We start from the raw sequence: 25,228 nt of genomic DNA, 5'->3' as shown, positions 1-25,228 counted from the left end.
AATTTTTTCTATTTTTTGTTTTTTATTTTTACATATTCTTGAATTTTTTTTAGTTCTTGTTTTGAGGCAATAGAATGTGCCTTAAGTGTAGCTTCTGCATCTCTTGCCGATTGCAATTTTTCAGAGAATTCTTTTCGTTTTTGATTGTACGTTTGATATTCCTTTTCTTTAAAAACAATCTGCTCTTGCAATGATGTTAATTCTTGTTTTAGATGTTCTTCTTGGAAAAGTGGATTTAGTTTTTTCACATTTGAATCACAAACCGGACATTTGTTATCTTTTAACTGTAGTTTTGATGCAAGTAATTGCTTTTCTTTAAGAGATGCTATCTGACTTTTCATCTCTTGAATCTTATTTTGTGTGTCCTCTACTGCTTCTTCCACCTTTTGAATTTTTGAGTCTAGTTCTTGCTTTAGGCTTGCAACCTCAAAACATCCTTCACAATCACTAATTTTACGCTCATTTTCGCTAATTTCACGCTGAATTTCACGAATTGCTTCTTTTGCATATTCTACAAGTTCTTTTTTCCTTGATTCTAACTGGTTAATCTTATCAATTTTTGGAGATTCAATTTCTATTTTTTTCCTTAATTCCTCAATCTCTCTTTGTGATTTTTCTTGCCTTATTTTTAATTGAATCTTATTTGGCGTGGCTTCTTTAATTTCTTTTTGATACGTTTCTAAATCTCTAGATAAAATTTCAATATGTGTATCATCATATCCAATTTTTTCTCTAATGCTTTGACGAAATTCTTTGTTAACTGTTTTCATTGATTCTGAAGCAACATCAAGTTTGTCTATTCCTATAATTGCATTTAGTAGTTCTTTGAATTCTTTTGGTTTTGCATTTATTATTGAATTTAATTGGCCTTGTTGTACAATCGACGCAATTTTTAATTTTTCAAAATCAAGACCTATTGCTTTTTCTACTTCCTGCGTCATTGATTCTCCAAATTGCTTTCTTTCACCTGCTGCTATCTCTATTCTTTCATCTTCTATAATTTCAGAAAATTTTGCTGAAAGTGTTCCTTTGCTGTCTATTTTTCTTACAGCTTCATAATTTTTCCCATTGACTGAAAAATTTACTTTGGCAAATCCTTGGTTAGAACCTCTTTTGATGAGACCTTTGTTTGATTTTCTTGTGTGTTGTCCAAATAATGCAAAGGTAATTGCATCAATAATGCTTGATTTTCCTGCACCATTATCCCCAACAAAAACTGTAACTCCGTTTTCAAAATCTATCTTTGTATTAGAATGAGCTAGAAAATCCCCTAACTCAATTGACGTGATCATTGTTTTTTCTCCTTTTTAAATTTCTCAAAATTCTCAATAATAATTTCTGATGCTTCTTTGATTTCACCTGAAGATAAAACTGGAAGGAGTTCTTTTATCGCAAAACTAGCGGCTTGCTCTGATCCCAATACATCAACGGACAATCTGAACATCTCATCATCGATGATGTTTGGTCTGTCTAGAAATACTGATGAATCTGAAACTTGTTTTGTACTTATTCTCCAAAAACATCTCAGAACCATTGAATTTAGTCTTGCAATTTGTGCTTGGATATGATCCGTCTCAATATTTCCCCCCTTTATGATTACTTCCACAATTGGCTTTTTTGTAAAATCTTTTATTTTTTCAGAAATTTCATCAATGGTCTTTGATAATTCCTGATATTCTGTTTTAAATGAAAATTGTGGTCTTGTATCAAGTTCAATCCACTTGGGTGTTGCATCTTTGCCAGAAATATCTACTTCGAAGAATCCTTTTTTAGCTTCTTTAATTCCTTCACTTGTTGTTAATTCAATTGAGCCAGGATAAACTACTGGTCCATTTAGATGATTGAACTGTTTAATGTCTGTGTCATGAAGATGTCCCATTGCATAATATGTAAAATTTTTTGGCAAATCAGTTGATTGCAACTCGCCTGCAAATTTGTTAAATTCTGTGATTCCCTGATGCAAAACTAAAATTTTATGACCCGAATGAACTTGAGCGATTTTGTCAATTTCTGCAAATTTGCTTTCATATTGTGGTATCTCTGACTTTCTTATTTTATCAAATCCTGCTATTAGAACCCCTTTGTATTCAATTGGGTTTCCTTGACCTATGTATTTTGAAAATTCTAAGTTGTGATATACATATGGAATTGGGGTGCTCCTAATTCTGCTAATATCGTGTTCACCCAAAATAAAAAATGAATCAATGTTATTTTCTTTTAATCTTTTTAATCCGTTGGCCATTTGAATTATGGCTGTTCCATTGGGATTTGGAACATGAAAAATATCTCCTGCAAAAATTACAAAATCTACATGATCTTTAATTGATGTATCTATTGCTTGATTAAAAACATCATAGACATCTTGTGCACGTTCCTCTGAACCATATTGCACTAATCCCAAATGCATGTCTGAAATATGTGAAAATAACATTAGTCTAATAACAAATCTTTCTGTACTAACCCTTGCGTTGATTCTACTGCAATCTCTTTCATTTTATCCGCTTTTGCCCATGCATTAATCGCACTTTGATCTGCTCCCATAATCTTCTCTTTTACTTCGTCTACATGAACTAGTGATGGTAGATTGGTCCATTGTCCTACCAATACTGCATCTCCAACATTTAATGATGTCAGTTGTGCTATCAATTCACGACTAGTAGACTCTGTTGCTGAGGCAATTTGTCGCTGATCGTCTTCTTGAATTATCTTCATGATTGCAAATGAGCCCATCTGACTAAGCACGTTCAGGTCTACGCTTCGTGGTCTTTGGGATACTATTCCTAGTCCTAATCCAAACTTTCTTCCCTCTCTTGCAATTTTTGCGGCCCAATATTTTGCACTAGTATCATGATCTTTTGGAATGAAAACATGTGCTTCTTCTATGATCACAAATATCGGTGAATTGAATTGATAGTTTCTTTCTTTCTTACTCTTACCATGTCTTGCAATACTTGCATCTTTTCTATCTTTTAGTAATTGTTGTAAGTAAAATGCTAATGCAACATTTGCTTGTTTTTCTGATAATTCTGAAATATTTAGAATATTTGCACGACCTTCTTTGATGAAGCTAATTGGATCTCCCATATCTGGATCCAAAATATCTTCAAATCTTTTTTGTGATTCTTCAATAATATCCTGAACTCTGTATGCCGATGATCTGATTTCTTTGAGTTTATTGTCATCTGAATTTATGATAAAATCTATTTCATTTTCTAATTTCTTCCAAAACTCTTTTGTTTTTTTAACCTGTTCTGAAAATGCCATTCTTAACACTCTTTGTTGTACGGTAGCACTATCTCTAATTTCTAACACATCTGAGAGTTGGTCTGCATCCAACAATCTTGGATTTATCTTTGCATCAATTACATTAATTCGTGGTATATTCAAGCTTGTGTAATCATTGTGATAATCAAAAATTATTACAGTGCCTTTTAGTTTTGAAATTTGTTTTGTAACCAAAGATACTAAATTGCTTTTACCCATCCCGGTCATAGCTAAAATTCCTAAATGCCTTGATACAATTTTATCTAAATTCACTTTTGCATCGATTGATTTATTTCGTAAAAGACTTCCTATGCTTACCCATCCTTCCTTTTCAGGACTGAATATTTCTTCTAGATCTTGTTTGCTTGGTAAAGTGATTTCTGTGCCTGGAATGGGTGGAATTGCAGGTATGATTGACTGGCCTCTTCTTAGATTCTCTAAAAATCCCAAAATTCCAATATGTGCCGTAAATGTCTTGTCTCTTTTGTTTAATTCTGCAATTTCCGTACTTTCTGATGCTTCATCAAAATTCTTAACATCTGTAAATGCTGCACTTGATACAGAAGATTTTTCTACCAAACCTAAAATTTCTCCCTCGTCTGAACTAATTTTGATATATTCTCCTACTGATAACGCTCTTGAAGTAAGTGCTGTCACGAATGTTGGTTTTGATTCTCCAATTACAAAACCTAAACTCAACTTAATACCTCTCTTGAGCCAATTTCATTACTTAGACCTAACAAACTAACCATCTTTGCAAGTTCTTTATCAGATATTTTACAGTTATTATGTGCAAGCTTAAGCGCATATGGATACCCTCCTACACTAGTTTTGTATAATTTATTCATAATTGTTTTAACTTCATCTTCATCATGTTGTTCACCTAAAAATTCTAATTTGATTATGGGTGTAGAGTCACTTAATCTTACAAATGTGGAAGATATTATTTTGTCTGCACCATATTTTTTTTCAACAAAAATTTTACTAAACCCTGGATTGTTTGTTACATGATTATAATAGAATATATCTCCTGCCAGAGAACCTAATTTTTCAAATTGTTTTTTTGTGTTTGATGTTTTTGCTATGAAAATCACATTGTCTTTCTTTTTCATTACCTTTACAATTTGTGATCCCAGATTTGCTTGTCTTGTCATTAATTGAGAGTGTAAAGACCCATCCATCAAGACCATGTCTACCTCATCTATTGTTTTTTCACATGCCTCAATCTCCATTTTACTTGCTATGCTTGAAATGTCATCTGCAGATCCTAGTCCTGATTTGTGTAAATCCACCAGAATTTCCCCATTTGATTTAATTGAAACTGCTGTTGTTGCCCAAAGTTCAATCCCTTGAAATTTTGTATTGTTGAAACTAGAATCAATGCCTGCTGTAACCACTTCCTCTTTTGTAGGCGTGTATTCCACCCAATTATCGCGCGCTTTTTGTAAAATCTGCTCGTATTTTGGGCCTTTCAGAATTGAAAGCATTTTGTCTCTGTTGATGATTGCATCTTTGTATACTGTATTGAGCACAACAATACTTTGCAGGTTTGAATAAAATCTTTAGGTTATACTGAACTTTGACAAACCTGATCCATAAAATCTTCTAACCGATTCTACCTTTTAGAATCACTTTCTCACTAGTTCCAGACGGCGTGCTAGTATCGATATATCTTATCTCATAAGTGTCTCCAATGTGGATTGTTTTACCATCTATCTCCCTAGGAATTTTAATTATCACTTCAAACGTGCTTGTATTAGGTCCTGTTTCTACAAGGTATCCTCGATTTGCATCAAATTTTGGATTGGCAAGTGTAGTTCTAATCCCGCCTTCACCACGAAACTCTAATTTACTTAATGAGATTTTATCCTCATTTTTTGAATCCTTGTTTGCATCTGGTTCAAAAATTCTCACGGTAAACTCGTGACCAATTCTAGAACCTCCTCCTGATGATTCGATATTTGCAAATGTTCTAGTCAATGGCATTGATTTTACTAGCACTCTTTTTTCTCCTGAATAGTCAGATGCATCCAAATATTTTATTATGACAATATCATCCTGACTTAGAGGTCTTCCATTGACTACATCTGGTAATTCCAATTTTAAATAAAACTGCCCCGTATCAGGACCAGTCTCAATCATGCTATTGGGTCCATCAATTGGAATACCATTGATTGTAAACTCAAACAACCCTTGTGTTGATACTACTTCTATTCCATTATGTGCTACATTCAAGTCTTGGTCTGTTATGTAGAAATTCACAACTGACATGCTAGATGCTGGAACTGTCTGCATCTCTGTCTCAGATGCTGGTACTGTTTTGATCTCTTTTTGCAAATCTGAAAACTTTATTGGAATAAACAACATTCCTGCTTTTTCCATTCTGTCTGCAGTCTCTGGTTTTACACATGCAGCATTCCAGTTTGTTCGGATAACTAATTCCAAGCCCTCTCTGCACAAAACATTCTCTGCTGATACTCCTGCCTTCATCTGTTTTCTTGGCGAGTCAACATCACCATTTGCTGGAAAACCTATTGTTAAAATCATGATTGAAAAAATAACCCCTAGAGTAATTTTGAGATTATTATTCATCAATTTTGTTTGAAATTATTTTGTTAAAAACATTGAGAATTATTTCTTCTAATAATCATTATTGAGAATCTCCAATTTTATTATATTTACTAAAGGATGATTTCTATTACTTGATTCGTATTATTGTGATATTGTTTTTGCTGTCAAGTGTTCCTGCATCTAGCTTAGCCTTTGCTGAGCATATCTTTAATCCTGATGCCTATGCACAGTATCTTGATATCTCTCAACTAGAGGCTGAAAAATTTGTATTTGAATTTGATGGGACTCCGCATACCATTTACTATGGTTATCATGGAAGCCTGGATGATTCAATGACCGACTCTTTGGGAGACCCAACTGTGAAAGAAATGATCATCAATCAGGAAAGAAAGTCAATTGAAGTAACTTTTGATGAGGTTCCTAAAAAAACAGACTTTTGGGTTAGGATACCTTTTGAGGTGCTAACTGCAGACAAGGAACAATATCAGCTTTTGATTGATGGGGAAAATACAGGATATGATATCATGAAAATGCCTGATGGTTATGTTGTTGGAATGATAATAACTGAGGACACAAAACATGTGGAAATCATCGGCACCACAGTAATTCCTGAGTTTGGAGCATTTGCCATTTTGATCCTCGGACTTTCTGTTTTAGGGTTGATTTACTTTGCACGCAAATCTACGATTGGGTTTACATGGACTAGAATTAATTAAGTGATAGAACTCTACAAACTCGATAATGGCAGATTATGATCCTGACGGCCGTCTTTTGATTTGTAGGGCAAAACAGTTAGACGAAATACCTTCTAGATGTTATAATTGTGATAGTGATGACCTTCAGCAGATAATGGTACACGTTGAAGGAGGCAGTTGGATTTGTATGACTTGTAATTATCTAAATTCGTATGAGCCTTCTATGAGATTGACAAAGAATATGCCTTTTTCAATGGTAAATTTAGGTACGGATGAAATTGCTTTTGTTGATGGTTGGGATTTTGAATGAATGAGAAAAAATCAAAGAAAAAAGATGGAAGAAAACAGAAAGGAGAAAAGGCCTCTGAATTAAAACAACGCATCAAAAAATACAAAAGCGACCAACAAAGAAAGAAAAAAGGAAAAACTAAAAAATATTAGAACTACTCAAACTCCTCTATTTTACCTAGATTTAGGTAAACTTCTACAAATAATGCCTCATGATTTTAGATTAATTAAGTGAACTTTTCTAGAATAATTACTTGAAACGAATTGGTCTGTTAGGATGTGGTGCTATGGGGACTCAAATTGCACTTGCAATTGATTCTGGACAAATTCCTGCAACTCTTACACATGTCTTTGATGAGTCAAAAGAGAAATCTGCATTATTGGTTGAAAAACTAACAAACAAACCTGAAATTGTTGAGAACTCTCATCTACTGTCTTCAAACCCTGTAGATATTGTTGTTGAAGCTGCATCTCAAGATGCTGTAATGGATGTGTCTTTGAGTGTCTTACAAAACAAAAAGGATCTTATGATAATGAGTGTTGGTGCATTACTTGATGAATCTATCTATGATATTTTATCTGATGCATGCAAAGATTTCAAAAAAACAATCTATCTCCCATCTGGTGCAATTGCAGGACTTGATGGAATAAAATCTGTTAAGAATGAACTCGAATCTTTATCAATTACTACTACAAAACATCCTCGTTCATTAAAGGGCGCAAAGTTTTTTGAAACATCTGACATCAATTTGGATGAAATCAATTCATCTACTGTAATTTTTGAAGGTACTGCAAAAGAAGCAGTGTCACTATTTCCAGCAAACATCAATGTAGCTGCATTACTTTCATTAACTGGAGTAGGCAGTGAAAAAACTGGTGTTAAAATAGTTGCAGATCCTAACACTGAAAAAAACACACATCATATTGTTGCTGAAGGAAAATTTGGAAAGATGACTTTTACTATTGAGAATTATCCTGATGAAAATAATCCTAAAACAAGTAGATTGGCAATATTGTCTGCAATTGAGACATTGAAAAAATACTGCTTAAATGATATTCAGATTGGTACGTAATGTGGCAATAATTGCCACATTTGCTAGTTTTTCAGAGAATTCTGGTCTACTTCCCATTCTTTAAATCCCTACCAATTCCAAATTGAACTGTTTATGCTTGTACAACAATCCTCTACACTCAAGGATGAGATTCTGAGACTAAAGAAAGAAAAAGATGTGGTCATTTTGGCACACAACTATCAAATTCCTGATGTACAGGATGTGGCTGATTTCACTGGTGACTCTTTAGGATTGTCAAGACAAGCAGCAAAAGTTCCACAAAAAACAATTCTCTTTTGCGGTGTAAACTTTATGGCAGAAACTGCCGCAATTATCAGTCCTCAAAAAAGAGTACTGCTTCCTGATTTAGAAGCTGGTTGCTCATTATCTGATTCAATAACTGTAGATGAATTGAGAAACTGGAAAAAACAACATCCAGATGCTATTGCAGTAGGATATGTTAACACCACTGCTGAAATTAAAGCAGAACTTGATTATTGCTGTACTTCATCAAATGCTGTAAATGTTGTCAAGGCAATTCCAGAAGATAAAGAAATTTTATTTTTACCTGATATGTTCTTAGGATCTTATGTCGCAAAAGTGACTGGACGAAAAAATATGCATATTTGGGCTGGCGAATGTCATGTACACGCAGGAATCACTCCTGAGGATGTCACAAAAAAATTAGAATCAATGCAAGATGCTGAATTTGTTATTCATCCTGAATGCAGCTGCACTACTCCAATGATATATGACGTAGCAAATGGGAGTTATGATAATAAAAAAGTCTCAATTCTATCTACTGAAGGAATGCTAAATCATGTGAAAGAATCAAAAGCAAAAAACTTTGTTGTTGCAACTGAAACAGGAATCTTATACAGAATGAGACAACAAAATCCTGGCAAAACATTCGTTCCTGCATCCGAAAAGGCTGAATGCCAGTACATGAAGATGATCACACTTGAAAAAGTGCATGATGCTTTGATAAATGAAAAAAATGTTGTTACTGTTCCAAAAGAGATTGCTGATAAAGCTCGTTTAGCTATAGATAGAATGCTCGCAATAAGTTAAACTGCGTGTGACTGGTTTGGTTGGATTATTCAGTAGAGCCTCAAAAGATCCTAATCAAAAAAAGAATAATGAAAAATTCAAGGAATTCAAAAAACTTGCAAAACAAAAAAAATATGATGCAGCAATAAAGTCAGGTACAGAATATATCAAAAAAGTCCCAAACAATCATGATGTATTATTTACAATGGGCGGAATTTTTTATCTGAAGAAAAAATACAAAACTGCGATTTCATATTTTGACAAATCCCTTGAGATTGCTGAATATGATGTTGATGCTTTATTGTTAAAGGCATATTCTCATCAAAAACTAGGTGAAAACAAACGAGCAATACAGTGCTGCCAAAAAATTCAAGAGGTAGATCCTAAAAACAAATCTGTATCTGAATTACTTGACCAACTAAATTCTTAGATCTCTAAACTCATATCAATTCCTTTAACTGAATTTGTAATGCTTCCCACTGAAATAATGTCTACTCCTGTTTGACCATAACTTGAAATATTTTTAGAATTGATTCCGCCTGATGCTTCAAGCATCACTTTGTTTCTTAATTTTTGATTTTTAAGAACTTGAATTGTTTTTTTGATTTGTTTTGGCGTGAAATTATCTAGCATGATTATACTAGCTCCTTCACTTGCAGCTAAAACAGCATCTGATGTGTTTTCAACCTCTACCTCAAATTTTTTGTGTTTTTTCTTTGCTTTTTTAATCAACGACAACAATGAATTCTCAATTACAATATGATTGTCTTTAATCATTACCATTTCATCTAATCGAAGCCTGTGTTTTTTACCTCCTCCAATCTCAACTGCTTCCTTGTCAAAATATCTCAGTCCTGGAGCCGTTTTTCTTGTAGCATACAATTTTGTCTTCTTTGGAATTTTTTTCACAAGAGCATCTGTTTGAGTTGCGATTCCACTCATTCTTGTTAGTAAATTCAGTGCAGTTCTCTCACATGTTAGGATGTTTCCTGCATTTCCAGTGATTATCATTATGGTTTGATTTGGTTTTATTTTAGAACCGTCTTTTTTTAAAATTCGTGCATTACATCCTTTTAATCTGAAAATTTCTTTTGCATATGTGGTTCCTGCAACAATTGCGTTCTCTCGAGAAATAATTTTTGCTGAAATTTTTTTCTTTGGTAGTAAATTACTTGTAATGTCTCCTTTACCAATATCTTCAGATAGGAATTGAGATAATTGTTTTTTTGAATTAAATGCCAATATAATGATGAAATGTTAATATGATTTTAAAGATTTTATGTTACTTTGATTGCATATTTGCCTTTAGTAGTAATGCCTAAAGTTTTTGAAATTTCTGAATTTGTTGGGTCAACAACTAGTACCACTCCATTCCAATCTGGTGTCAAGTCTGATGATTTACAATTTGGACATACTTTTAGAGTTGTCACATGTTTACATTTACGGCATGCCATCTCTCGTGCCATTTTAACTAGCCTCTATTTTTTCTTCCTTTGCTGGCTCTTCTTTGCCACCGCCGGCTTTCTTAATCTCTTCTGCAATCCATTCGTCTGCACCAAGGAATGGTTGTCTACATGTAATTCCAATTTTACCCATTGCAGCTGCTTTTCCTAATGAAACTGCAGTGATTCTTGCACGTAGTGTAGAACCTACTTTGAGTGTTCTGCCACTTTGATTTGCTAAAATCATTCCAGATTTTACATCACTCTTTAGATAATCATCCATCACTTGTGACAAGTGAAGTAATGCATCAGTTGGACCAATTCTCACAAATGCACCAAAGTCTGTAATGTCTACAATTTCACCTTGAACAATTTCTTGGAGTTTTGGATAAAATGTTAAAGCTTCAAATTCAACTTTGTGAAATGTTCCGCCGTCTCCGGCAATCATCTTTCCCATTTCATCAACTTTGGCATCTAAAATCATAATGATATATCCTAAATCTGCATTAATCATACTCTCGTACTTTTCTTTGAGAATGTTTACTGCTGCTTTTTTGAGGGTGGTTCCAAATAAGCTTGGAGGAATCCTGACAACATCAACTAGGGTAGATATAGAAAACAAATGTACATTTTTTCTCGAATTTCAATTTATGAATGTTTAGGTATTTTTAGGCTCAAATTCCCAAAGATTTTTGGTATTTTTGAAATTATTGACAATTTCTTTTGATATCTGACTTATGTTTAAATAATGTAGACTGACTTTTTGACGCAATGGTTGGAATCGATCAAGTTCTTGAAAAACTCAGTACCGTAATTGATCCTGATTTGAAAAAAGATATTGTATCCATGGGAATGATTAAAGATTTAGAACTTAATGATGGTAATCTCAAATTTACTTTAGAATTAACAACTCCTGCATGTCCTTTCAATGTCGAAATTGAAGATGATGTTAGAAAAGCAATAGCTGAACTTTCTGACTTGAAAGATTTTGATATGAAAGTGACTGCTAAAGTGATGGAAGGTCGTTCATTGGAAGATGATACTGGAATGGCAACTGTCAAAAACATTATTGGTGTTGCAAGTGGAAAGGGTGGAGTTGGCAAATCAACTGTTTCGTTAAACTTGGCATTAGCGTTATCCCAATCAGGAGCTAAAGTCGGTTTGTTAGATGCTGACATCTATGGCCCTAGCATTCCGCTAATGCTTGGAATGAAAGATGGATTCATGGAAGTTGAAGATAACAAATTACAGCCAGCAGATTCACATGGACTAAAAGTTGTTTCATTTGGTTTCTTTGCTGATCAATCAAATCAAGCCGCAATTTATCGTGGACCTATTATTTCTGGAATTTTAAAACAATTTCTTGTAGATACTAATTGGTCAGAATTAGATTACTTGATTGTAGATCTTCCTCCCGGCACTGGTGATATCCCATTAACTCTTGCACAAACTATTCCTATTACCGGAATTCTTGTGGTGACAACTCCGCAAGATGTCGCAAGTGATGTTGCAGTAAAAGCAGTTTCAATGTTTGAAAAACTAAATGTTCCAATTATTGGTGTTGTTGAAAACATGAGTCACTTTATTTGCCCAAATTGTAATGACAAGCATTACATCTTCGGTGAAGGCGGTGCAAAGAAAATCAGTGAAAGATTTAACATGCCTTTCTTAGGTGAAATTCCATTAAATTCTGGAATCATGTCTGGCTCTGATTTAGGAAAACCCATAATGATTACAAATCCTGATTCTCCAAGTGCAGAGGCATTTAGGAAAAGCGCAAAAAACATTGCAGCACAATGTAGTATTCTTGCAGCTAAACTTCAAGAAGAGATGGCATCTGAAAACACTAACGAGGATCCTGCACCTGAGGCAAGTACAACCCAATCCTGATTCCTGTGAAATTACCTAATTCCCTTAGAGACCAAATGAAAATTCCTTTGGGAATACTCATACCTGAAAACCAAACAAGCAAAAATGAAATTCAAAAATATCTATCAGAAAATTCCTATATCATTACAGTTGGTGATCGAACCACTGAAAAAATGATTGATTTTGACTTGATTCCTTCACTGCAAATTATCGACGGACAAGAGAAACGAGAAAAAAGAATTCCGCCAAAATTAAAAAATGCAATTGAGTTAACTGTTGATAATCCTCCCGCAGAAATTACTTCTCAGAGTATTTCAGTAATCAAAAAAGCATTCACTATGAAATCTCCTGTGAGGATTTTTGTAAATGGTGAAGAGGATCTTCTGGTTCTTCCAGTATGTGTTCATGCGCCTGAAAATGCCGTTGTTTTGTATGGTCAACCCCATGAAGGCCTAGTAATAGTAAAGATTACTCCCGAAATTAGAAATAAAGTACAAACACTACTTGATTTAATGGAATAATCGGGGTGTGATGAGACGGTGGCTGTATGATTTGTGATTACTCTACTAAAACCTCTGACCCTATTAATTCATAATTTACAGAATCAAAATACACCAAATTTCATACAACATTTGACATTTCAAGATAAACACAGATTTCATGATGTAAAATTATGAAGCTTGATCCTGATCTTACATTACAAATTTTAGAAAAAGTTGGCATTTACTCAAATCGATTCTCTATATCTGAACCTCAAATTCTTTTAACTACTAAAGAGGTGCTCGATGCCCCAAAAGAAATGACCGAAGGCAGACGCACATCTGCTTACAAGTATTATGGAGTGTCATATCTTCAGCATAATCTTATTTTCATTAATGTAAGAAAGATCCCAGATGAAAAAACTCTTGAGAATACTATTGTTCATGAGTTGATCCATATGCGATTTCCATATCTTGCTCATGGGAAACGGTTCAACAAATTGGTAAGGCAAGGACTTAGAGGAAAAACATTTCCTCCATATCGAAAACGAAGTAAGATCTCTGCTATTTGATTTATATTTAATAGGATTTGGCAAGCGAGTATAACATGGAAATAGCTGAAATTCTGCCCTTTATCGCAGGTATTGCATCATTTTTAGTTGCAGGTGGCTTGGTTGCATGGATTGTCAAACAACCAGCAGGAACGAAAGAAATGATGGATATTTCCAACGCTGTCAAAGAAGGAGCTTCTGCATTTCTAAAAAGAGAAATGAAAATTATTGTTCCCGTTGCTATTGCGTTATCTCTAATCATTGGTATTTTCTTGACTCCATCAAACGGAATTGCATTTGCCGTAGGTGCAGCACTTTCTGCAGTTGCAGGAATTATCTCATTAAAAATTACAGTAAAGGCAGCAGTTAGAGCTGCAAATCTTAGTGGTAGTGGTCTTGGAAAGACCTTTGCCATGGCTTTTAGAGGTGGAGCAACAGTAGGTTTAGCAGTTCCAGCAATGGCTCTATTGGCAATTACTGGACTCTATTTGATTTATCCTGATCCAATTACAATTGCAGGTGTTGGAATTGGTGCAAGTCTTATTGCATTATTCATTAGAATTGGTGGCGGTATTTTCACAAAGGCAGCTGATATGGGTGCTGACTTGGTAGGAAAAGTTGAATCAAATATTCCTGAAGATGATCCTAGAAATCCTGCAACTATTGCAGATAACGTAGGAGATAATGTTGGTGATGCTGCAGGAATGGGCTCTGATGTTTATGAATCTTATATTGTTACAATTCTTGCAGCATTATTAATTGCAGCATTAATTGGTGCACCAAACTTTTTCCTTTATCCAATTTTAATTGGTTCATCTGGAATGATTGCATCAATTATTGGTGTTGTAATTGTTGGCTCTAAGAATATCACAGATGTCATGAAGCCTCTTAATCGTTCATTCTATGTTTCAGCTTCAATAGCAATTGGATTGAACTATGTGTTCATAACTCAATTTATTGGAGATTCTATCGCATCATATGCTCTATTTGGTTCTACAGTTATTGGTGTCATTCTTGTTCCAGTAATTCAAAAAATCACTGATTACTATACAAGTTACAAACAGAAACCAGTTAAAGAAATTGCAGACTCTGCAAAATGGGGATATGCATCATTAACTTTAATGGGAATTATCAAAGGCATGCAATCTACAGGACCATTTATGATTGCATTAGTTGTCGCAATTATCATTTCATACAGCATTGCATCTGGCGCAGCACCTGAAGGTGCAGACCCAGTACTTTATGGAATCTTTGGTACTGCTTTAACTGCAATGGCCATGTTAAGTCTGGCCGGAATTGTTCTTAGCATCGACGCATTTGGTCCAATTGCTGATAATGCAGGTGGAATTGTTGAGATGACTGGAATGGGAGAAGAAAATCGCAAGGTAACTGATGAAATTGATGCTGTTGGAAATACAACCAAGGCTGTCACCAAGGGATTTGCAATTGCAAGTGCTGCTTTAGCTGCATTGGCAATGATTCAAGCATTCCAATTTGAAGCTGCTCATGTTTTCGCTGGTGTTTTAGTTTTAGATTATAGTTTGACTAATCCTGCAATCGTTGTTGGATTATTAATTGGTGGTTTGATTCCATTTATCATTACAGGCCAACTCATTAATGGTGTTTCAAGAGCTGCAGGAAAAATGGTCGATGAAGTTAGACGTCAATTCAAAGCAGACTCTGGAATTCTTGCTGGTACATCAAAACCTGATTATGCCAAATGTGTAGATATTGCCACTGTTGCATCGATTAAAGAATTGTACAAACCAGCTCTTGTAGCAATCATCGCTCCAATTATTTTAGGAATTTTGTTAGGCCCTACAGCAGTTGCTGGATTATTAATGGGTGCAGTTGTAACTGGAATTTTGCTAGCATACCACTTGGCAAATACCGGTGGTGCATGGGATAATGCAAAGAAATTAGTTGAAATGAAAGGAGAAAAAGGCTCCGAGGTCCACAAAGTAGCCGTAGTTGGTGATATCATTGGTGATCCTTACAAAGATACTGCAGGTCCGGCATTAAACACTGTAATCAAACTACTAAACACAATTGCAATAGTTTTTGTATCTGCATTTGTCGCAATAATTGCTATCTAATAAAATTAAGTCTGCTTTCATCGAGTTTTGTCAGATCAGTTAAACACTCTGTACTCTTGATGTAATGTTAGTTAGAAACTTCATTAATTTCTCTGAGGGAATTCTTGATAATTTAATCATCAACAATTAACGTCATGTCTAATTCATCAATTTGAGCTTGAATTGCTTTTTTCAAAGTAACATTGTGGGTATCGCAGAATTTAAAATAATTGTCAGCTGTTTGGAAGCATCCACAAATCCATTTTATTTTCTTGTCTCCCTCCACAGTCCATTTTGAGTATTTGTTTTCAGACATACTTTGAATATGTTGTTTAATCTAAAAAATATATTCTATGATAAAAAGGAAAAAATGTTTAAGGACAGCCTTCCATCTTCTGGATAAAGTAGCCTTTTTCCTTAATTGCCTGTTCAACAGGCTCTGGTGCTCCTTGTGAGTGGCAGAACTGACATTCATTTGTAGTCATCTCTGCTTCCCCTTCACCGATAGATTGTAACCATTCTTTTCCATATGCAATGGCTTTATCGTGATCTTTTTCACCAGTAATTACATCAAAGTGCATGGTGTGACCATCTGCTGCTTTGACATAAGTGTCGTATACGTGAATTTCCATGAAACTAATCAAAAAAAGGGATATTTAATTCAAAACAATCTTCAAACTAAAGAATATCTTGTCTAAATCTATGAAGAACGAATACTGATGCTAGAGACATTTTCAGGCAGATAAACATGTAATTTACAACACTTTCTACACAAAACACTGGAATGTCTCTGTTTCTTTTAAGAAAAACAAAAAATTCTAAAAATACTTCATAATCATAATAATGTACGTAAATCTAATAATTATATGGAATATGTTTTGATGATTGGGGTTGCACTAAGTGGCAAAACAACCTATGTGGAATCTAATTTTAGGCATCATAGAATTGCCTTGTCTCATTTTGACAATGATAGAAAAGAAGAACTAGAGTATATTGAACAATGTCTCAAAAAAGACATGGATGTAGTAATTGATGATACTAATCTAACAGAGACAATACGAAAACAACATATCGATCTTGGAAAAAAATATCATGCAAAAATAAGAGGAATATTCATGAATACATCACAGGCGATTCTTGAAAAAAGACAAAGAAGTAGAAGGAATCCGTTCCCATTGTCGGCAATCTACAAACAACTCAAAATCTTGGAAACCCCTCTAGTAACAGAAGGGTTTGATGAATTGATTGTGAAAAAAGATTATGAGCAACCCAGAGGAACCTAATTTCATATTTTATACAATGTAGTTTTCAATTTCATGTGTTAATCGTGAGTCTTTACAGGCCTTCTACAATTCAAAATACTCTAAATTACCATTTTTTACTTTAATTATCTATTTTTGGCAAATGCGCCCTGATGATCTGTTAAACAACAACCACATTGTTTTGTGTAACATTCATCAATTTTTTCATGTCCGCAAGAACCACACTGACAAGAATTACTCATGATAATCAATACTCATATTGGTAGTTAAATCCCTCCCATGTTCTCATATGTGAAAATACGTGATTTCTTTTTAACATTAAAAAAGAAAAATCAATATGAATAAACTAGAATTGGTGGTTTAGAATGAAAATTTGTAAAAAATGTGACGTAGAAATGAATATCAAAAATACTTCGTCTAAAAGACGCGGAAGTAAACAAAAAAACATGCCTCTTGAGTATTATTGTCCAAAATGTAACCATTCAGAATATGTCGAATCAAATTAAAAATTGAATAAAATCTAATTCGGAATAGTTTTCTAATCCTAATTTTATAGATGTTTATGAAATATTCAGTAATTATAAAAATTACAAATTCATCAAGCATTCTTTTAGAATTAGATGATTCTAATTCCCCAAAAACTGTAAATGACTTTATCAAAAAATTACCCTTTACTGTTGATCTTAATGTTTGGGGTGATGAAATCTACACTTCGAAATCTCCAATTTCTCAACCAGAAGAAAACGCAAAGTCTCCTGTGGAACTTTATGACGTTGCATACTGGCCTACTGGAAAGGCAATTTGCTTATTTTATGGTCCTACTCCAATAGGAAACCCTGGAGAAATTACTCCTGCATCCCCTGTAAACATAATCGGAAAAATCATCTCTCCAGATAAAACAATTCTAAATAATCTTCATAGTGAGCGAGCAACGTTTAGCTTGGAATCTTAAGTTATTCTTCCATTGAAATTTCTATTATGTCTGATTCTAGAAAATATGCTCTGAAATTTTTATTAATTCCAGAATAAATTACCCATGCAACTGGATTGCTTTGCATGAATTTTTTATCTGTATTTGATGGATATGCTTCTGAATCTGGGTGTGAGTGAAATATGCCTATGACGTCCATTTCTTTCTCTTCTGCCATCTTGTATCCTTCGATTAACTGTTTGTTTGAAATCGTAAAGTTTACTGGTGACTTTTCAATATTCTCTGTCAAAAAAAGATCTAGGACTGTATCGTCTTTACCAAATAATAAAGCACATGATTCGTTAGGTTTCTGATTTTCTGAAAATTCTGCAAGAATTTTTTTATTTGATTCTGATATCTTGATTTTCTGCAAATCTATTCTACGTTAACAGTTCCTACCATCCATGGATGGAATGTACAGAAATAATCAAAAGTTCCTGCATCTGTAAATGTATATTCAAAAATATCTCCTGCCGACATCATTTCCGAATCAAAGATGCCATCTGCTTCTGGTGCTATCCCTGATGTCACTGTGTGCACTGTGGTATCTGCATTGTCCCATGCCACTGTAGTTCCAACGGTAATGTCAAGTATTTCTGGATCATAGTATATTTGTCCGTCTTCAGGAATTGCTGCTCCTTCAGGTATTGTAACTTTGATTGGCTCTTTTGCAGCTTCAATCACTAAAGTCGCAACCATCCAAGGATGAACTATGCACAAATATTCGTATTCCCCAACTTCATACTCATTTGTATCTAGCGTGTATACTTCACCTGCATTAATCAAACTCGAATCAAATGTTTCTCCAAAATCTACTGCACTTGTTACCGTATGAGCAACAGTATCTGCATTAGTCCATTCAACAACATGTCCCTGCTGCACCACTGCTCTATCTGGTTCATAATCTGGATTCCCTTCTTGAGCTGACTCTGCAAGAATCTCGATTGCAAATATTGGTCCTGATGGTGTCAAGTCTTCTTCTGGCTCTTCAACGTCCACTTGTTGTGGAATCATGTATGTGTCAGGAGCTGCAAAAATTCCAAATGACACCCACATGATAATGCCGGTTGCAGCTGCCATTGATACGATTGCGCCAATTGGTTTTACAACTGTAGGATGTTTCATTGAAAGATATGCGATAATAATTGCGGGGAATGCAATTGCCATTAAAATTCCTGCAATGGTGACTGTATAGTTTGATGTGTTAAGAACCATGGAATACATTCCAAATCCTAATGCTATTGACAAAATTACCAAAGTTGTGGCTTTGGCTCTATTACTGGTTGAAACCCCTCCATCTAAGATACCTGCTGCTAGGAAAATCAAACCTACAAACATGGTAAGGCCAGTTAAAGCATGCATACCATCGATGAATGTATGAGCAATACCTGCATACGATAATACAAGACCAGCTAATCCTATAGCTGTAAGTCCCATTCCTGGCATCATGAGGTCCCAATTACTCATTTAAGATAGCTGACAGGACTGAGATACTTATTCCTTGCGCAATTTGAGAGATCTTATAGACGAAGAAATTAAATGGCTTTGGAATAGGATAGATTGAATTGGGATTTAATGAAATACTGGAGATATCAAAACCCAGAATTGTTGTTCTTTTAGTAATAACTGCAGTCACATCTATGTATGCTGCAAGTAAACTAGTTCCAGGTGTTCCTGAACTTGATTATTGGGCATATTTGCATATTATCATTGCTGGTGCTTTAGCATCAGCTGGCTCTAGTGCACTAAATCACTATTATGATAAAGATATAGATCCTAAAATGACTAGAACTAGCTCTAGACCAATTCCTTCCGGTAGGATGGCAGCATCCAATGTTTTGATTTATGGATTATCGGTCAGCTGCATATCAGTAATCTATGGTTATTTTACATTAAACGCTGTTTCTGCATTTTTTATTGCAGTTGGAATTTTCTCATATGTGGTTATCTATACTGTTTGGCTCAAAAGAAAAAATACTTCAAACATTGTAATTGGTGGCATTGCTGGTAGTGCTGCAGCTTGGGCTGGATGGGCAGCAGCTACTGGCAGTATGGATTTGTTGGGATTCTTAGTTGGTTTCTTAGTTTTTGTTTGGACTCCTTCACACTTTTGGTGTCTTGCAATGAAAATTAAAGATGAATATGCACAAGCTAAAGTCCCAATGCTTCCAGTTGTAATTGGAATGCAAAAAACATCGAAATTCATTTTGGGTAACACTTTAATTTTAATTCCATATTCTTTGATACTTTCATTTATTCCAGATGGTATGGGAATTGTTTACACTGTTATTGCAATAGTTTCTGGAGGGTTGATGCTTGTATATCACTACAAACTAACAAAGACTCCTACATCTGAATTTGCTTGGAAGGCATACAAAGTAACTGCTCCATATCTCACAATAATTTTTGTAGCTGTTGCATTAGATGCAGCATTCCATTTTCCTTTGTTTTAAAAATTATTTATCTACGCCTGGGAAACTAGCTTCATAATCGCTTTCCATAGTTTCCTTTACCTGCTCTTCAATTTTATCAACTTCTTGTTCAGCAGCAACTACTTCTATCCTGCGTTCTTCTTTAGTAATCCATGAGACTGTGATGAGTCCCAAAATTTCTAAATCTAAAAGAATTTTGTTGAATCTGTCCTCTGCAATCACATGACCTTCTTTTGCTAAACTCTTGAAAAGCTCCACATCAGTAAGGCGGTTTGATTCCTTTATCTTGTCAAATACTGTATTTCTTATTGGTATGGCCATATTTTATCCGTAGAATGATTTATCCCCTGTCTTTGGTACCACGTTAGATATACTTTCCTTTACTGTATTGTACCACTGATCTACTTCTTTAGTAATGGATGGTCTTACTTGTTTCAAACTATTTGCAAAATCATGACTTGAAATCTTTGTTGAATTATTTCTCATTGCTTCTACTGCGGCTTCTCTACACAATGCTGCTAAATCTGCTCCTGTATAATTTTGAGTAGCTACTGCAATCTCTTGCAATTTCACATCATTTGCTAATGGCATCTTTCGTGTTAAAATTTTAATGATTTCTAATCTTCCTTTTTCATCTGGTGGTGCTACATAAAGAACTAAATCTAATCTGCCTGTTCTTAGTAAAGAATTATCTAAAACATCTGGCCTGTTTGTTATTCCAATTACTACCACTCGTGATGAAATTCCTTCTTCTATCTCTGTTAGTAGTTGACTGAGAATTGTTTCACTTGTTCCCCCCTCGCCTGATTTGTAACGTGCTATGGAGTCTAATTCATCAAAAATTACAACACATGGTGATGATGATTTTGCTTTTCTGAATATTTCTCGGACAGCCTTTTCAGATTCACCTAACCATTTTGAAAGAATTTCTGGACCTCTAACTAAAATCATGTTTGCACCAGTTTCAGTAGCTAATGCTCTACCAAGTAATGTCTTTCCACATCCTGGTGGCCCATATATCAAAGCCCCTTTTGGTGGTTTTATTCCCATTTTTGTAAACTTGCTTGGTTCTTTCATTGCCATTATGAGATTGTCTGTAAGTGATTTCTTGATATCATCTAATCCTCCTACGTCCTGCCACCATACTTTCGGTCTTTCAACATAAAATTCCCTCATTGCTGTAGGAACTACTTCATGCATTGCATCGTAAAAGTCAATTAACTTGATCTGCATTGATTGAAGAACTTCAGAAGGAATTTTTTCAGTCTCAAGATCAATTTCAGGAAGATATCTTCTAATTGATTTCAATGCTGCTTCTCTACAAAGTGATTTGATATCTGCTCCTGTGTATCCGTGTAACTCCGATGATAGATCTTTAAGATCAATATCATCTGCGATTGGCATTCCCCTTGTGTGAATTTCAAGAATTTCTAATCTTCCATCTTCATTTGGAACTGAAATCTCAAATTCTCTGTCGAATCTTCCTGGTCTTCTTAGTGCAGGATCAACGCTGTCTGGTCTGTTTGTAGCTCCTAGAACTATCACATTTCCTCTATCGTTTAGACCATCCATTAATGCTAACAATTGTGCAACAACTCTTTTTTCCACATCCCCGTATGCTTCTTCCCTTTTTGGTGCGATGGCATCAATTTCATCTATAAAGATAATACTTGGAGAGTTGTCTTTTGCTTCTTTGAAAATATCTCTTAACTTTGCTTCTGTTTCACCATAATACTTGTTCATTATTTCTGGACCATTAATTGGAAACATGTTGGCTTCTGATTCACTTGCCATAACTTTTGCAAGTAACGTCTTTCCACATCCTGGTGGTCCGTAAAGTAAAATTCCACTATGTGGCTCAATCCCCAATCTTGCAAATAACTCTGGATGTTTTAATGGTAATTCTACAATTTCTCTCATAGCTTTAACTTCTTGTCTTAATCCTCCAACTTCTTCGTATGTTACTCGAACTTTCCTGTCAACTGATGTCTCTGTTGAAATACTAAGATTTGTAGTTCTGTCTATTTTTACTACTCCTTTTGGAGATGTTTTTGTAATTTTAAAGTCCATTGAATTTCCTAAAATCATTACCGAGATTTCATCACCATGAGTAATTGGCAATCCTTTCAATCTATTTTTGACAAAGTCTGTAAATTCTTTGTCTACCGTAACTGAATCATTTACTGGAGTTAAAGAAACTGTTTTTGCAAATTTTGATGTTACTTTTCTAATTTTTACAAAGTCATTTAGTGATGCACCAACATTTTTTCTTGTTTGTCCGTCTACTCTTATGATGTCTGGTAGTTTTTCGTCTTCATCTACTGGCCAAACGACTGCACAGCTAGATCTTGATCCCATGACTTCGATAATATCTCCTGGTGTAACTTTGAGAAAATCCATGGCGTCTGGGCCAATTCGTGCACGTTTTTTACCGACATCACGTTGTTTTGCTTCTCCTATTCTCATTTGCAAAGGTTCTTCTTTGCGTACCAAAAAATCACCCTATTTCATGTCAACTGACATTCTGCTCATGTTGAGAACTTCAAACTCACTTACACCGTCAGTTGATCTTATTGCATTCTCTAAAGCATCACTTTGCCCTTCTTTATCTTCTAAAATAAATTCTGCCTTGATACATTCTAAACCAAATGCTAAAGGTTCCTTTGCATGTCTTTTCATTGACATTCCTTCTGGTAATGTGGTTTTAATGGTTTCAGCTAGTTTATCTAAATCTACTTCCATTCCATTTGGAAGAATTTTTGTGACAAATAGTAATTGAGTCATTATTCTAAGGTCCCTGAAAGTTACATGAAGAACAAGTATAGTTTCTTGCTGCCTCTCTGCAACTTTGACATCTCCAAATTAAATCTGTGCCGCAACTAGGGCAATTGAATTTTACACATTTATCGTTAGGCATAATGTGTCTGTGACAGCAACTACATGTTGGTAATGAGATAGTAGAAGACATACCCGGATTTTCTGTAAACATCATTTATACCTTCCTTAGAATTTATGCGTGTTTAACCAAGTAATTTTTTAATTTCTCCGCCAATAAGAGTCTGGGCAGTTTTAATCGAACCCCTCAATCCTAATAATTTAATGATTGATCCAGTATGAAAATCAAAATCATCTTTTTCTGAAACCTCATTAATAATCTCTGGCGTTATTGTTTCAAATAATTTATTGATTGTATTATTATCAATTCGTTCCAAAATTTTTCTTGCCAAGACTTGTTTTTCAAACTCCTTTCCAAATCTAACAGTCCATTTTTTTTGATATTCTTCAAGAGTTTCTCTATTGTTTGTTTTTAAAAATTCTGAAATTGCTTGTCCTGCATAAATTCCTCCCATCCCACTGGTAAATATTCCTCCTGCGGTAGTCGGTTTTGCTTGCCCTGCTGCATCACCTATGATTACTGTTTTTCCCTCTACAAAATTTTTGATGGGGCCTTTAATCCAAATTGGTGCAAAAATCTTCCTTATTGTTGAAAATTCTCCTTTGTCTTTAAGGAATTTGTCTAAAGTTTCTGCAACTTTGATTCCTTTTCCTGCAACACCCACTTTCCCTTTTCCCTCTCCTGATGGAATGACCCAAGCAAAAAACCCTGAATATTTTTCTTGATCAAAAATTACTTCTACTTTGCCTTTTTTTATCCAATCTGCGTATATTTCATATTGTGCAGATGACAAAATTCCTGTTCTGTCTTTATGAATTAACGATGAAACCCCTCTTGCATCTACAAATATTTTACAATCGATTTCTTCTTCATTAGTTCTAATTCCTTTATCTGTAAGTTCTTGAAAACTAGTTCTTACTTTGATTACGGCTCCATTTTTTTGAGCTTGAAATGCTATCTGTTTATCTAATTCTCTTCTACTGATTTCAGTAACTTTTTGTTTTTTTGAATTAATTGTGAAACTATTTCCATTAGGTGATGTAATTTCTGCTGATTCTATCATGTGCTCAAATGTTTTTTTAAATGGTATTACTCCGAGTTCTTCTAATCCTGTCAAACTTACTAATCCTCCACAGTGTTCGGGTGTGCCAATCTCATAATCTTCTTCAATTACAAGAACTGAAAATCCTCTTGAAGAAATTTCTCTGGCACATAGCAACCCTGCAATACTGCCTCCGGCAATCACTACGTCAAAGCTCACAATTTTTGTTTCTTTGTCAATTATTTAATTCAATTATTTAGTGCACGAAGGGGATAGTCGATTTAACTCTTAATGGGAAAGGAACGTATGACTATTCTTATGCACTGCATACTGGTATGTGGGAAACAATCATAGTTTCCTAACTTTTTTATTTTTTCCGTGTAACCTAATTCATCTAACCCAGAACAATTAAAGTTCCAGTCATCATTGAATGATCAGGATCACATTGTCCAGCTACTGCATTATATGGCAATCCACATGCAAATGTGAACATTCCAGGTTTGTCTGCAATAAATTGAATTGTTTCACTTCCAGTTCTTGCCTCAAGAACTTTGGTGTTTATTCCTAATTCAGGAATTGAAAATGTATGAGTGTGTTTACGTGGATTTGAGATATTCAAAACGACGGTATCCCCTTCGTTAACTACAATAAGATTTGGATTCCATTGATGTAATTCTACAAATACGATTTCTTCTGTACCTTCTTCATTCTCAACTTCAGCATAAAATTCAACTTCATCTAAAATAATATCAAATATTCGTGTTTGTGGTTCAGCAGATGTTTGTAGTCCTGATATTGATGCAGAACTTGGTGAGGTAGACATTCCTCCCATCATCATTCCGCCCATCATATTGTCCCCCATCATCATGTTTCCCACCATCATATTCATCATGTCCTGATTATTCATCATGGAGTTCATCATTCCTTGATGCCCCATCATACGTGTCATCATTTGTTGTTGCATTTGAGGATCATCCATCATGTTTCCCATCCATTGATTCATTGCTTGTGGGTCTTGCATCATAGTATTCATCCATTGATTCATTGCTTGTGGATCATCCATCATTTGTTGCATTTGTTGAGAAGACATCATCATTGGTGATGAAGGTGGTGGAGATTGTAAAACCGCATAGCCTATTCCTATACCTGCAAAAAACACTCCAACTGCAATTCCAATCAGAATGCCTTGACTTACCATGTCAAACAACAATAGTTTTCAATAATATATAATGAATTAGATTTTCAAAAGTGGTTTTTAAAAGATAGAAAATGAAAATTAAATTTTTGATC

At 34.6% G+C, this 25,228-nt stretch carries 32 protein-coding genes; 14 read left to right on the top strand and 18 right to left on the bottom strand.

Features of this window, described 5'->3' with window-relative positions:
- Positions 1-8: 8 nt before the first annotated feature.
- The 5 genes from NSED_RS10770 to NSED_RS07020 form a co-directional block, all read right to left on the bottom strand.
- Positions 9-1,292, bottom strand: a complete 1,284-nt coding sequence (locus NSED_RS10770) for an AAA family ATPase (RefSeq protein WP_232212381.1) — start codon at positions 1,290-1,292, stop codon at positions 9-11.
- A complete protein-coding gene (locus NSED_RS07035; RefSeq protein ID WP_014965564.1) occupies positions 1,289-2,431 on the bottom strand; it encodes a metallophosphoesterase family protein in 1,143 nt (380 codons plus the stop codon). Before NSED_RS07035 ends, NSED_RS10770 begins: the two co-directional genes overlap by 4 nt.
- Positions 2,431-3,963 (bottom strand): ATP-binding protein, encoded by a 1,533-nt coding sequence (locus NSED_RS07030; RefSeq protein ID WP_014965563.1) that lies wholly within the window; start codon positions 3,961-3,963, stop codon positions 2,431-2,433. The genes NSED_RS07035 and NSED_RS07030 overlap by 1 nt, the downstream gene beginning before the upstream one ends.
- Entirely contained in the window at positions 3,960-4,751 is a 792-nt protein-coding gene (locus NSED_RS07025) for a DNA double-strand break repair nuclease NurA (RefSeq protein ID WP_198007783.1), read from the bottom strand. Before NSED_RS07025 ends, NSED_RS07030 begins: the two co-directional genes overlap by 4 nt.
- 118 nt (positions 4,752-4,869) lie before the next feature.
- Positions 4,870-5,856 (bottom strand): hypothetical protein, encoded by a 987-nt coding sequence (locus tag NSED_RS07020; protein ID WP_014965561.1) that lies wholly within the window; start codon positions 5,854-5,856, stop codon positions 4,870-4,872.
- 137 nt (positions 5,857-5,993) lie between these two features.
- Here NSED_RS07020 and NSED_RS07015 point away from each other — a divergent pair, with 137 nt between their 5' ends.
- The 6 genes from NSED_RS07015 to NSED_RS06995 all read left to right on the top strand — a co-directional run bounded on the left by NSED_RS07015 (position 5,994) and on the right by NSED_RS06995 (position 9,350).
- Positions 5,994-6,551 (top strand): PEFG-CTERM sorting domain-containing protein, encoded by a 558-nt coding sequence (locus tag NSED_RS07015; RefSeq protein WP_014965560.1) that lies wholly within the window; start codon positions 5,994-5,996, stop codon positions 6,549-6,551.
- A 25-nt stretch (positions 6,552-6,576) separates the two neighbouring features.
- The gene (locus NSED_RS07010) at positions 6,577-6,840 is read left to right on the top strand and encodes a hypothetical protein (protein ID WP_014965559.1); all 264 of its coding nucleotides are present in this window, start codon (positions 6,577-6,579) and stop codon (positions 6,838-6,840) included.
- Positions 6,837-6,971 (top strand): hypothetical protein, encoded by a 135-nt coding sequence (locus NSED_RS10990; protein WP_016940242.1) that lies wholly within the window; start codon positions 6,837-6,839, stop codon positions 6,969-6,971. Before NSED_RS07010 ends, NSED_RS10990 begins: the two co-directional genes overlap by 4 nt.
- A 101-nt stretch (positions 6,972-7,072) precedes the next feature.
- Positions 7,073-7,891, top strand: coding sequence for an aspartate dehydrogenase (locus tag NSED_RS07005; protein WP_014965558.1), 819 nt, complete (start codon positions 7,073-7,075; stop codon positions 7,889-7,891).
- 93 nt (positions 7,892-7,984) lie between these two features.
- Positions 7,985-8,941, top strand: a complete 957-nt coding sequence (nadA, locus tag NSED_RS07000) for a quinolinate synthase NadA (RefSeq protein WP_014965557.1) — start codon at positions 7,985-7,987, stop codon at positions 8,939-8,941.
- A 7-nt stretch (positions 8,942-8,948) separates the two neighbouring features.
- A complete protein-coding gene (locus tag NSED_RS06995) occupies positions 8,949-9,350 on the top strand; it encodes a tetratricopeptide repeat protein (protein ID WP_014965556.1) in 402 nt (133 codons plus the stop codon).
- Here NSED_RS06995 and nadC read toward each other — a convergent pair.
- Genes nadC through NSED_RS06980 form a run of 3 tightly spaced genes read right to left on the bottom strand, consistent with a single transcriptional unit; the run spans position 9,347 to position 10,984 of the window.
- A complete protein-coding gene (gene nadC / locus NSED_RS06990; RefSeq protein WP_026090092.1) occupies positions 9,347-10,165 on the bottom strand; it encodes a carboxylating nicotinate-nucleotide diphosphorylase in 819 nt (272 codons plus the stop codon). The genes NSED_RS06995 and nadC overlap by 4 nt on opposite strands.
- A 32-nt stretch (positions 10,166-10,197) precedes the next feature.
- Complete coding sequence (gene spt4 / locus NSED_RS06985; protein ID WP_014965554.1) at positions 10,198-10,386, bottom strand: transcription elongation factor subunit Spt4; 189 nt, start codon at positions 10,384-10,386, stop codon at positions 10,198-10,200.
- A 1-nt stretch (position 10,387) separates the two neighbouring features.
- Positions 10,388-10,984: a DNA-directed RNA polymerase gene (locus NSED_RS06980; protein WP_014965553.1), complete on the bottom strand. Its 597-nt coding sequence runs from the start codon at positions 10,982-10,984 to the stop codon at positions 10,388-10,390.
- Positions 10,985-11,133: 149 nt separating this feature from the next.
- On the opposite strand from NSED_RS06980, the gene NSED_RS06975 reads away from it, so the two are divergent.
- The 4 genes from NSED_RS06975 to NSED_RS06960 all read left to right on the top strand — a co-directional run bounded on the left by NSED_RS06975 (position 11,134) and on the right by NSED_RS06960 (position 15,357).
- On the top strand, positions 11,134-12,252 hold the full coding sequence (locus tag NSED_RS06975) for an Mrp/NBP35 family ATP-binding protein (RefSeq protein ID WP_014965552.1): 1,119 nt from the start codon (positions 11,134-11,136) through the stop codon (positions 12,250-12,252).
- Positions 12,253-12,287: 35 nt separating this feature from the next.
- Positions 12,288-12,752 carry a GTP-dependent dephospho-CoA kinase family protein gene (locus tag NSED_RS06970; protein WP_014965551.1) on the top strand — a complete coding sequence of 155 codons (465 nt, stop codon included), beginning with the start codon at positions 12,288-12,290 and terminating at the stop codon, positions 12,750-12,752.
- A 152-nt stretch (positions 12,753-12,904) separates the two neighbouring features.
- The gene (locus NSED_RS06965; protein WP_014965550.1) at positions 12,905-13,282 is read left to right on the top strand and encodes a hypothetical protein; all 378 of its coding nucleotides are present in this window, start codon (positions 12,905-12,907) and stop codon (positions 13,280-13,282) included.
- A 35-nt stretch (positions 13,283-13,317) separates the two neighbouring features.
- Complete coding sequence (locus tag NSED_RS06960; RefSeq protein WP_014965549.1) at positions 13,318-15,357, top strand: sodium-translocating pyrophosphatase; 2,040 nt, start codon at positions 13,318-13,320, stop codon at positions 15,355-15,357.
- Positions 15,358-15,469: 112 nt separating this feature from the next.
- Here the strand turns inward: NSED_RS06960 and NSED_RS06955 are convergent, their stop codons facing one another.
- Together NSED_RS06955 and NSED_RS06950 are read right to left on the bottom strand one after the other, a co-directional pair.
- Positions 15,470-15,652, bottom strand: a complete 183-nt coding sequence (locus NSED_RS06955) for a hypothetical protein (protein ID WP_014965548.1) — start codon at positions 15,650-15,652, stop codon at positions 15,470-15,472.
- 58 nt (positions 15,653-15,710) lie between these two features.
- Entirely contained in the window at positions 15,711-15,968 is a 258-nt protein-coding gene (locus NSED_RS06950) for a DUF2024 family protein (RefSeq protein WP_014965547.1), read from the bottom strand.
- A 234-nt stretch (positions 15,969-16,202) separates the two neighbouring features.
- Between NSED_RS06950 and NSED_RS06945 the strand changes: the two genes are divergently transcribed.
- The 3 genes from NSED_RS06945 (at position 16,203) to NSED_RS06940 (ending at position 17,550) form a co-directional block, all read left to right on the top strand.
- Positions 16,203-16,619: an AAA family ATPase gene (locus tag NSED_RS06945; RefSeq protein WP_014965546.1), complete on the top strand. Its 417-nt coding sequence runs from the start codon at positions 16,203-16,205 to the stop codon at positions 16,617-16,619.
- A gap of 344 nt (positions 16,620-16,963) precedes the next feature.
- Positions 16,964-17,104, top strand: a complete 141-nt coding sequence (locus tag NSED_RS10335) for a hypothetical protein (RefSeq protein ID WP_156800713.1) — start codon at positions 16,964-16,966, stop codon at positions 17,102-17,104.
- 56 nt (positions 17,105-17,160) lie between these two features.
- Positions 17,161-17,550 carry a cyclophilin-like fold protein gene (locus NSED_RS06940; RefSeq protein ID WP_014965545.1) on the top strand — a complete coding sequence of 130 codons (390 nt, stop codon included), beginning with the start codon at positions 17,161-17,163 and terminating at the stop codon, positions 17,548-17,550.
- 1 nt (position 17,551) lies between these two features.
- Here the strand turns inward: NSED_RS06940 and NSED_RS06935 are convergent, their stop codons facing one another.
- The gene (locus NSED_RS06935; RefSeq protein WP_014965544.1) at positions 17,552-17,941 is read right to left on the bottom strand and encodes a M67 family metallopeptidase; all 390 of its coding nucleotides are present in this window, start codon (positions 17,939-17,941) and stop codon (positions 17,552-17,554) included.
- 2 nt (positions 17,942-17,943) lie between these two features.
- Positions 17,944-19,035: a plastocyanin/azurin family copper-binding protein gene (locus NSED_RS06930; protein ID WP_016940244.1), complete on the bottom strand. Its 1,092-nt coding sequence runs from the start codon at positions 19,033-19,035 to the stop codon at positions 17,944-17,946.
- 98 nt (positions 19,036-19,133) lie between these two features.
- On the opposite strand from NSED_RS06930, the gene NSED_RS06925 reads away from it, so the two are divergent.
- A complete protein-coding gene (locus NSED_RS06925) occupies positions 19,134-20,021 on the top strand; it encodes a heme o synthase (protein ID WP_014965542.1) in 888 nt (295 codons plus the stop codon).
- Between the two features lie 3 nt (positions 20,022-20,024).
- Here the strand turns inward: NSED_RS06925 and NSED_RS06920 are convergent, their stop codons facing one another.
- The 6 genes from NSED_RS06920 to NSED_RS06900 form a co-directional block, all read right to left on the bottom strand.
- Positions 20,025-20,321 (bottom strand): hypothetical protein, encoded by a 297-nt coding sequence (locus NSED_RS06920; protein WP_014965541.1) that lies wholly within the window; start codon positions 20,319-20,321, stop codon positions 20,025-20,027.
- 3 nt (positions 20,322-20,324) lie between these two features.
- Positions 20,325-22,493, bottom strand: coding sequence for a CDC48 family AAA ATPase (locus NSED_RS06915; protein WP_014965540.1), 2,169 nt, complete (start codon positions 22,491-22,493; stop codon positions 20,325-20,327).
- 9 nt (positions 22,494-22,502) lie between these two features.
- Positions 22,503-22,784, bottom strand: coding sequence for an elongation factor 1-beta (locus tag NSED_RS06910; protein WP_014965539.1), 282 nt, complete (start codon positions 22,782-22,784; stop codon positions 22,503-22,505).
- Positions 22,785-22,788: 4 nt separating this feature from the next.
- Entirely contained in the window at positions 22,789-22,968 is a 180-nt protein-coding gene (locus NSED_RS10155) for a zinc finger domain-containing protein (protein ID WP_014965538.1), read from the bottom strand.
- A 52-nt stretch (positions 22,969-23,020) separates the two neighbouring features.
- The gene (locus NSED_RS06905; protein WP_026090093.1) at positions 23,021-24,157 is read right to left on the bottom strand and encodes an NAD(P)/FAD-dependent oxidoreductase; all 1,137 of its coding nucleotides are present in this window, start codon (positions 24,155-24,157) and stop codon (positions 23,021-23,023) included.
- Between the two features lie 175 nt (positions 24,158-24,332).
- Positions 24,333-25,136, bottom strand: coding sequence for a cupredoxin domain-containing protein (locus NSED_RS06900; RefSeq protein WP_014965536.1), 804 nt, complete (start codon positions 25,134-25,136; stop codon positions 24,333-24,335).
- Positions 25,137-25,228: the final 92 nt, after the last annotated feature.

Origin of the sequence: Candidatus Nitrosopumilus sediminis, assembly GCF_000299395.1 — an archaeon.
In the GTDB taxonomy this organism is placed as follows: domain Archaea; phylum Thermoproteota; class Nitrososphaeria; order Nitrososphaerales; family Nitrosopumilaceae; genus Nitrosopumilus; species Nitrosopumilus sediminis.
The sequence above is the reverse complement of the archived record's forward strand: the minus strand, read 5'-3'. Positions and strand labels throughout refer to the sequence as shown.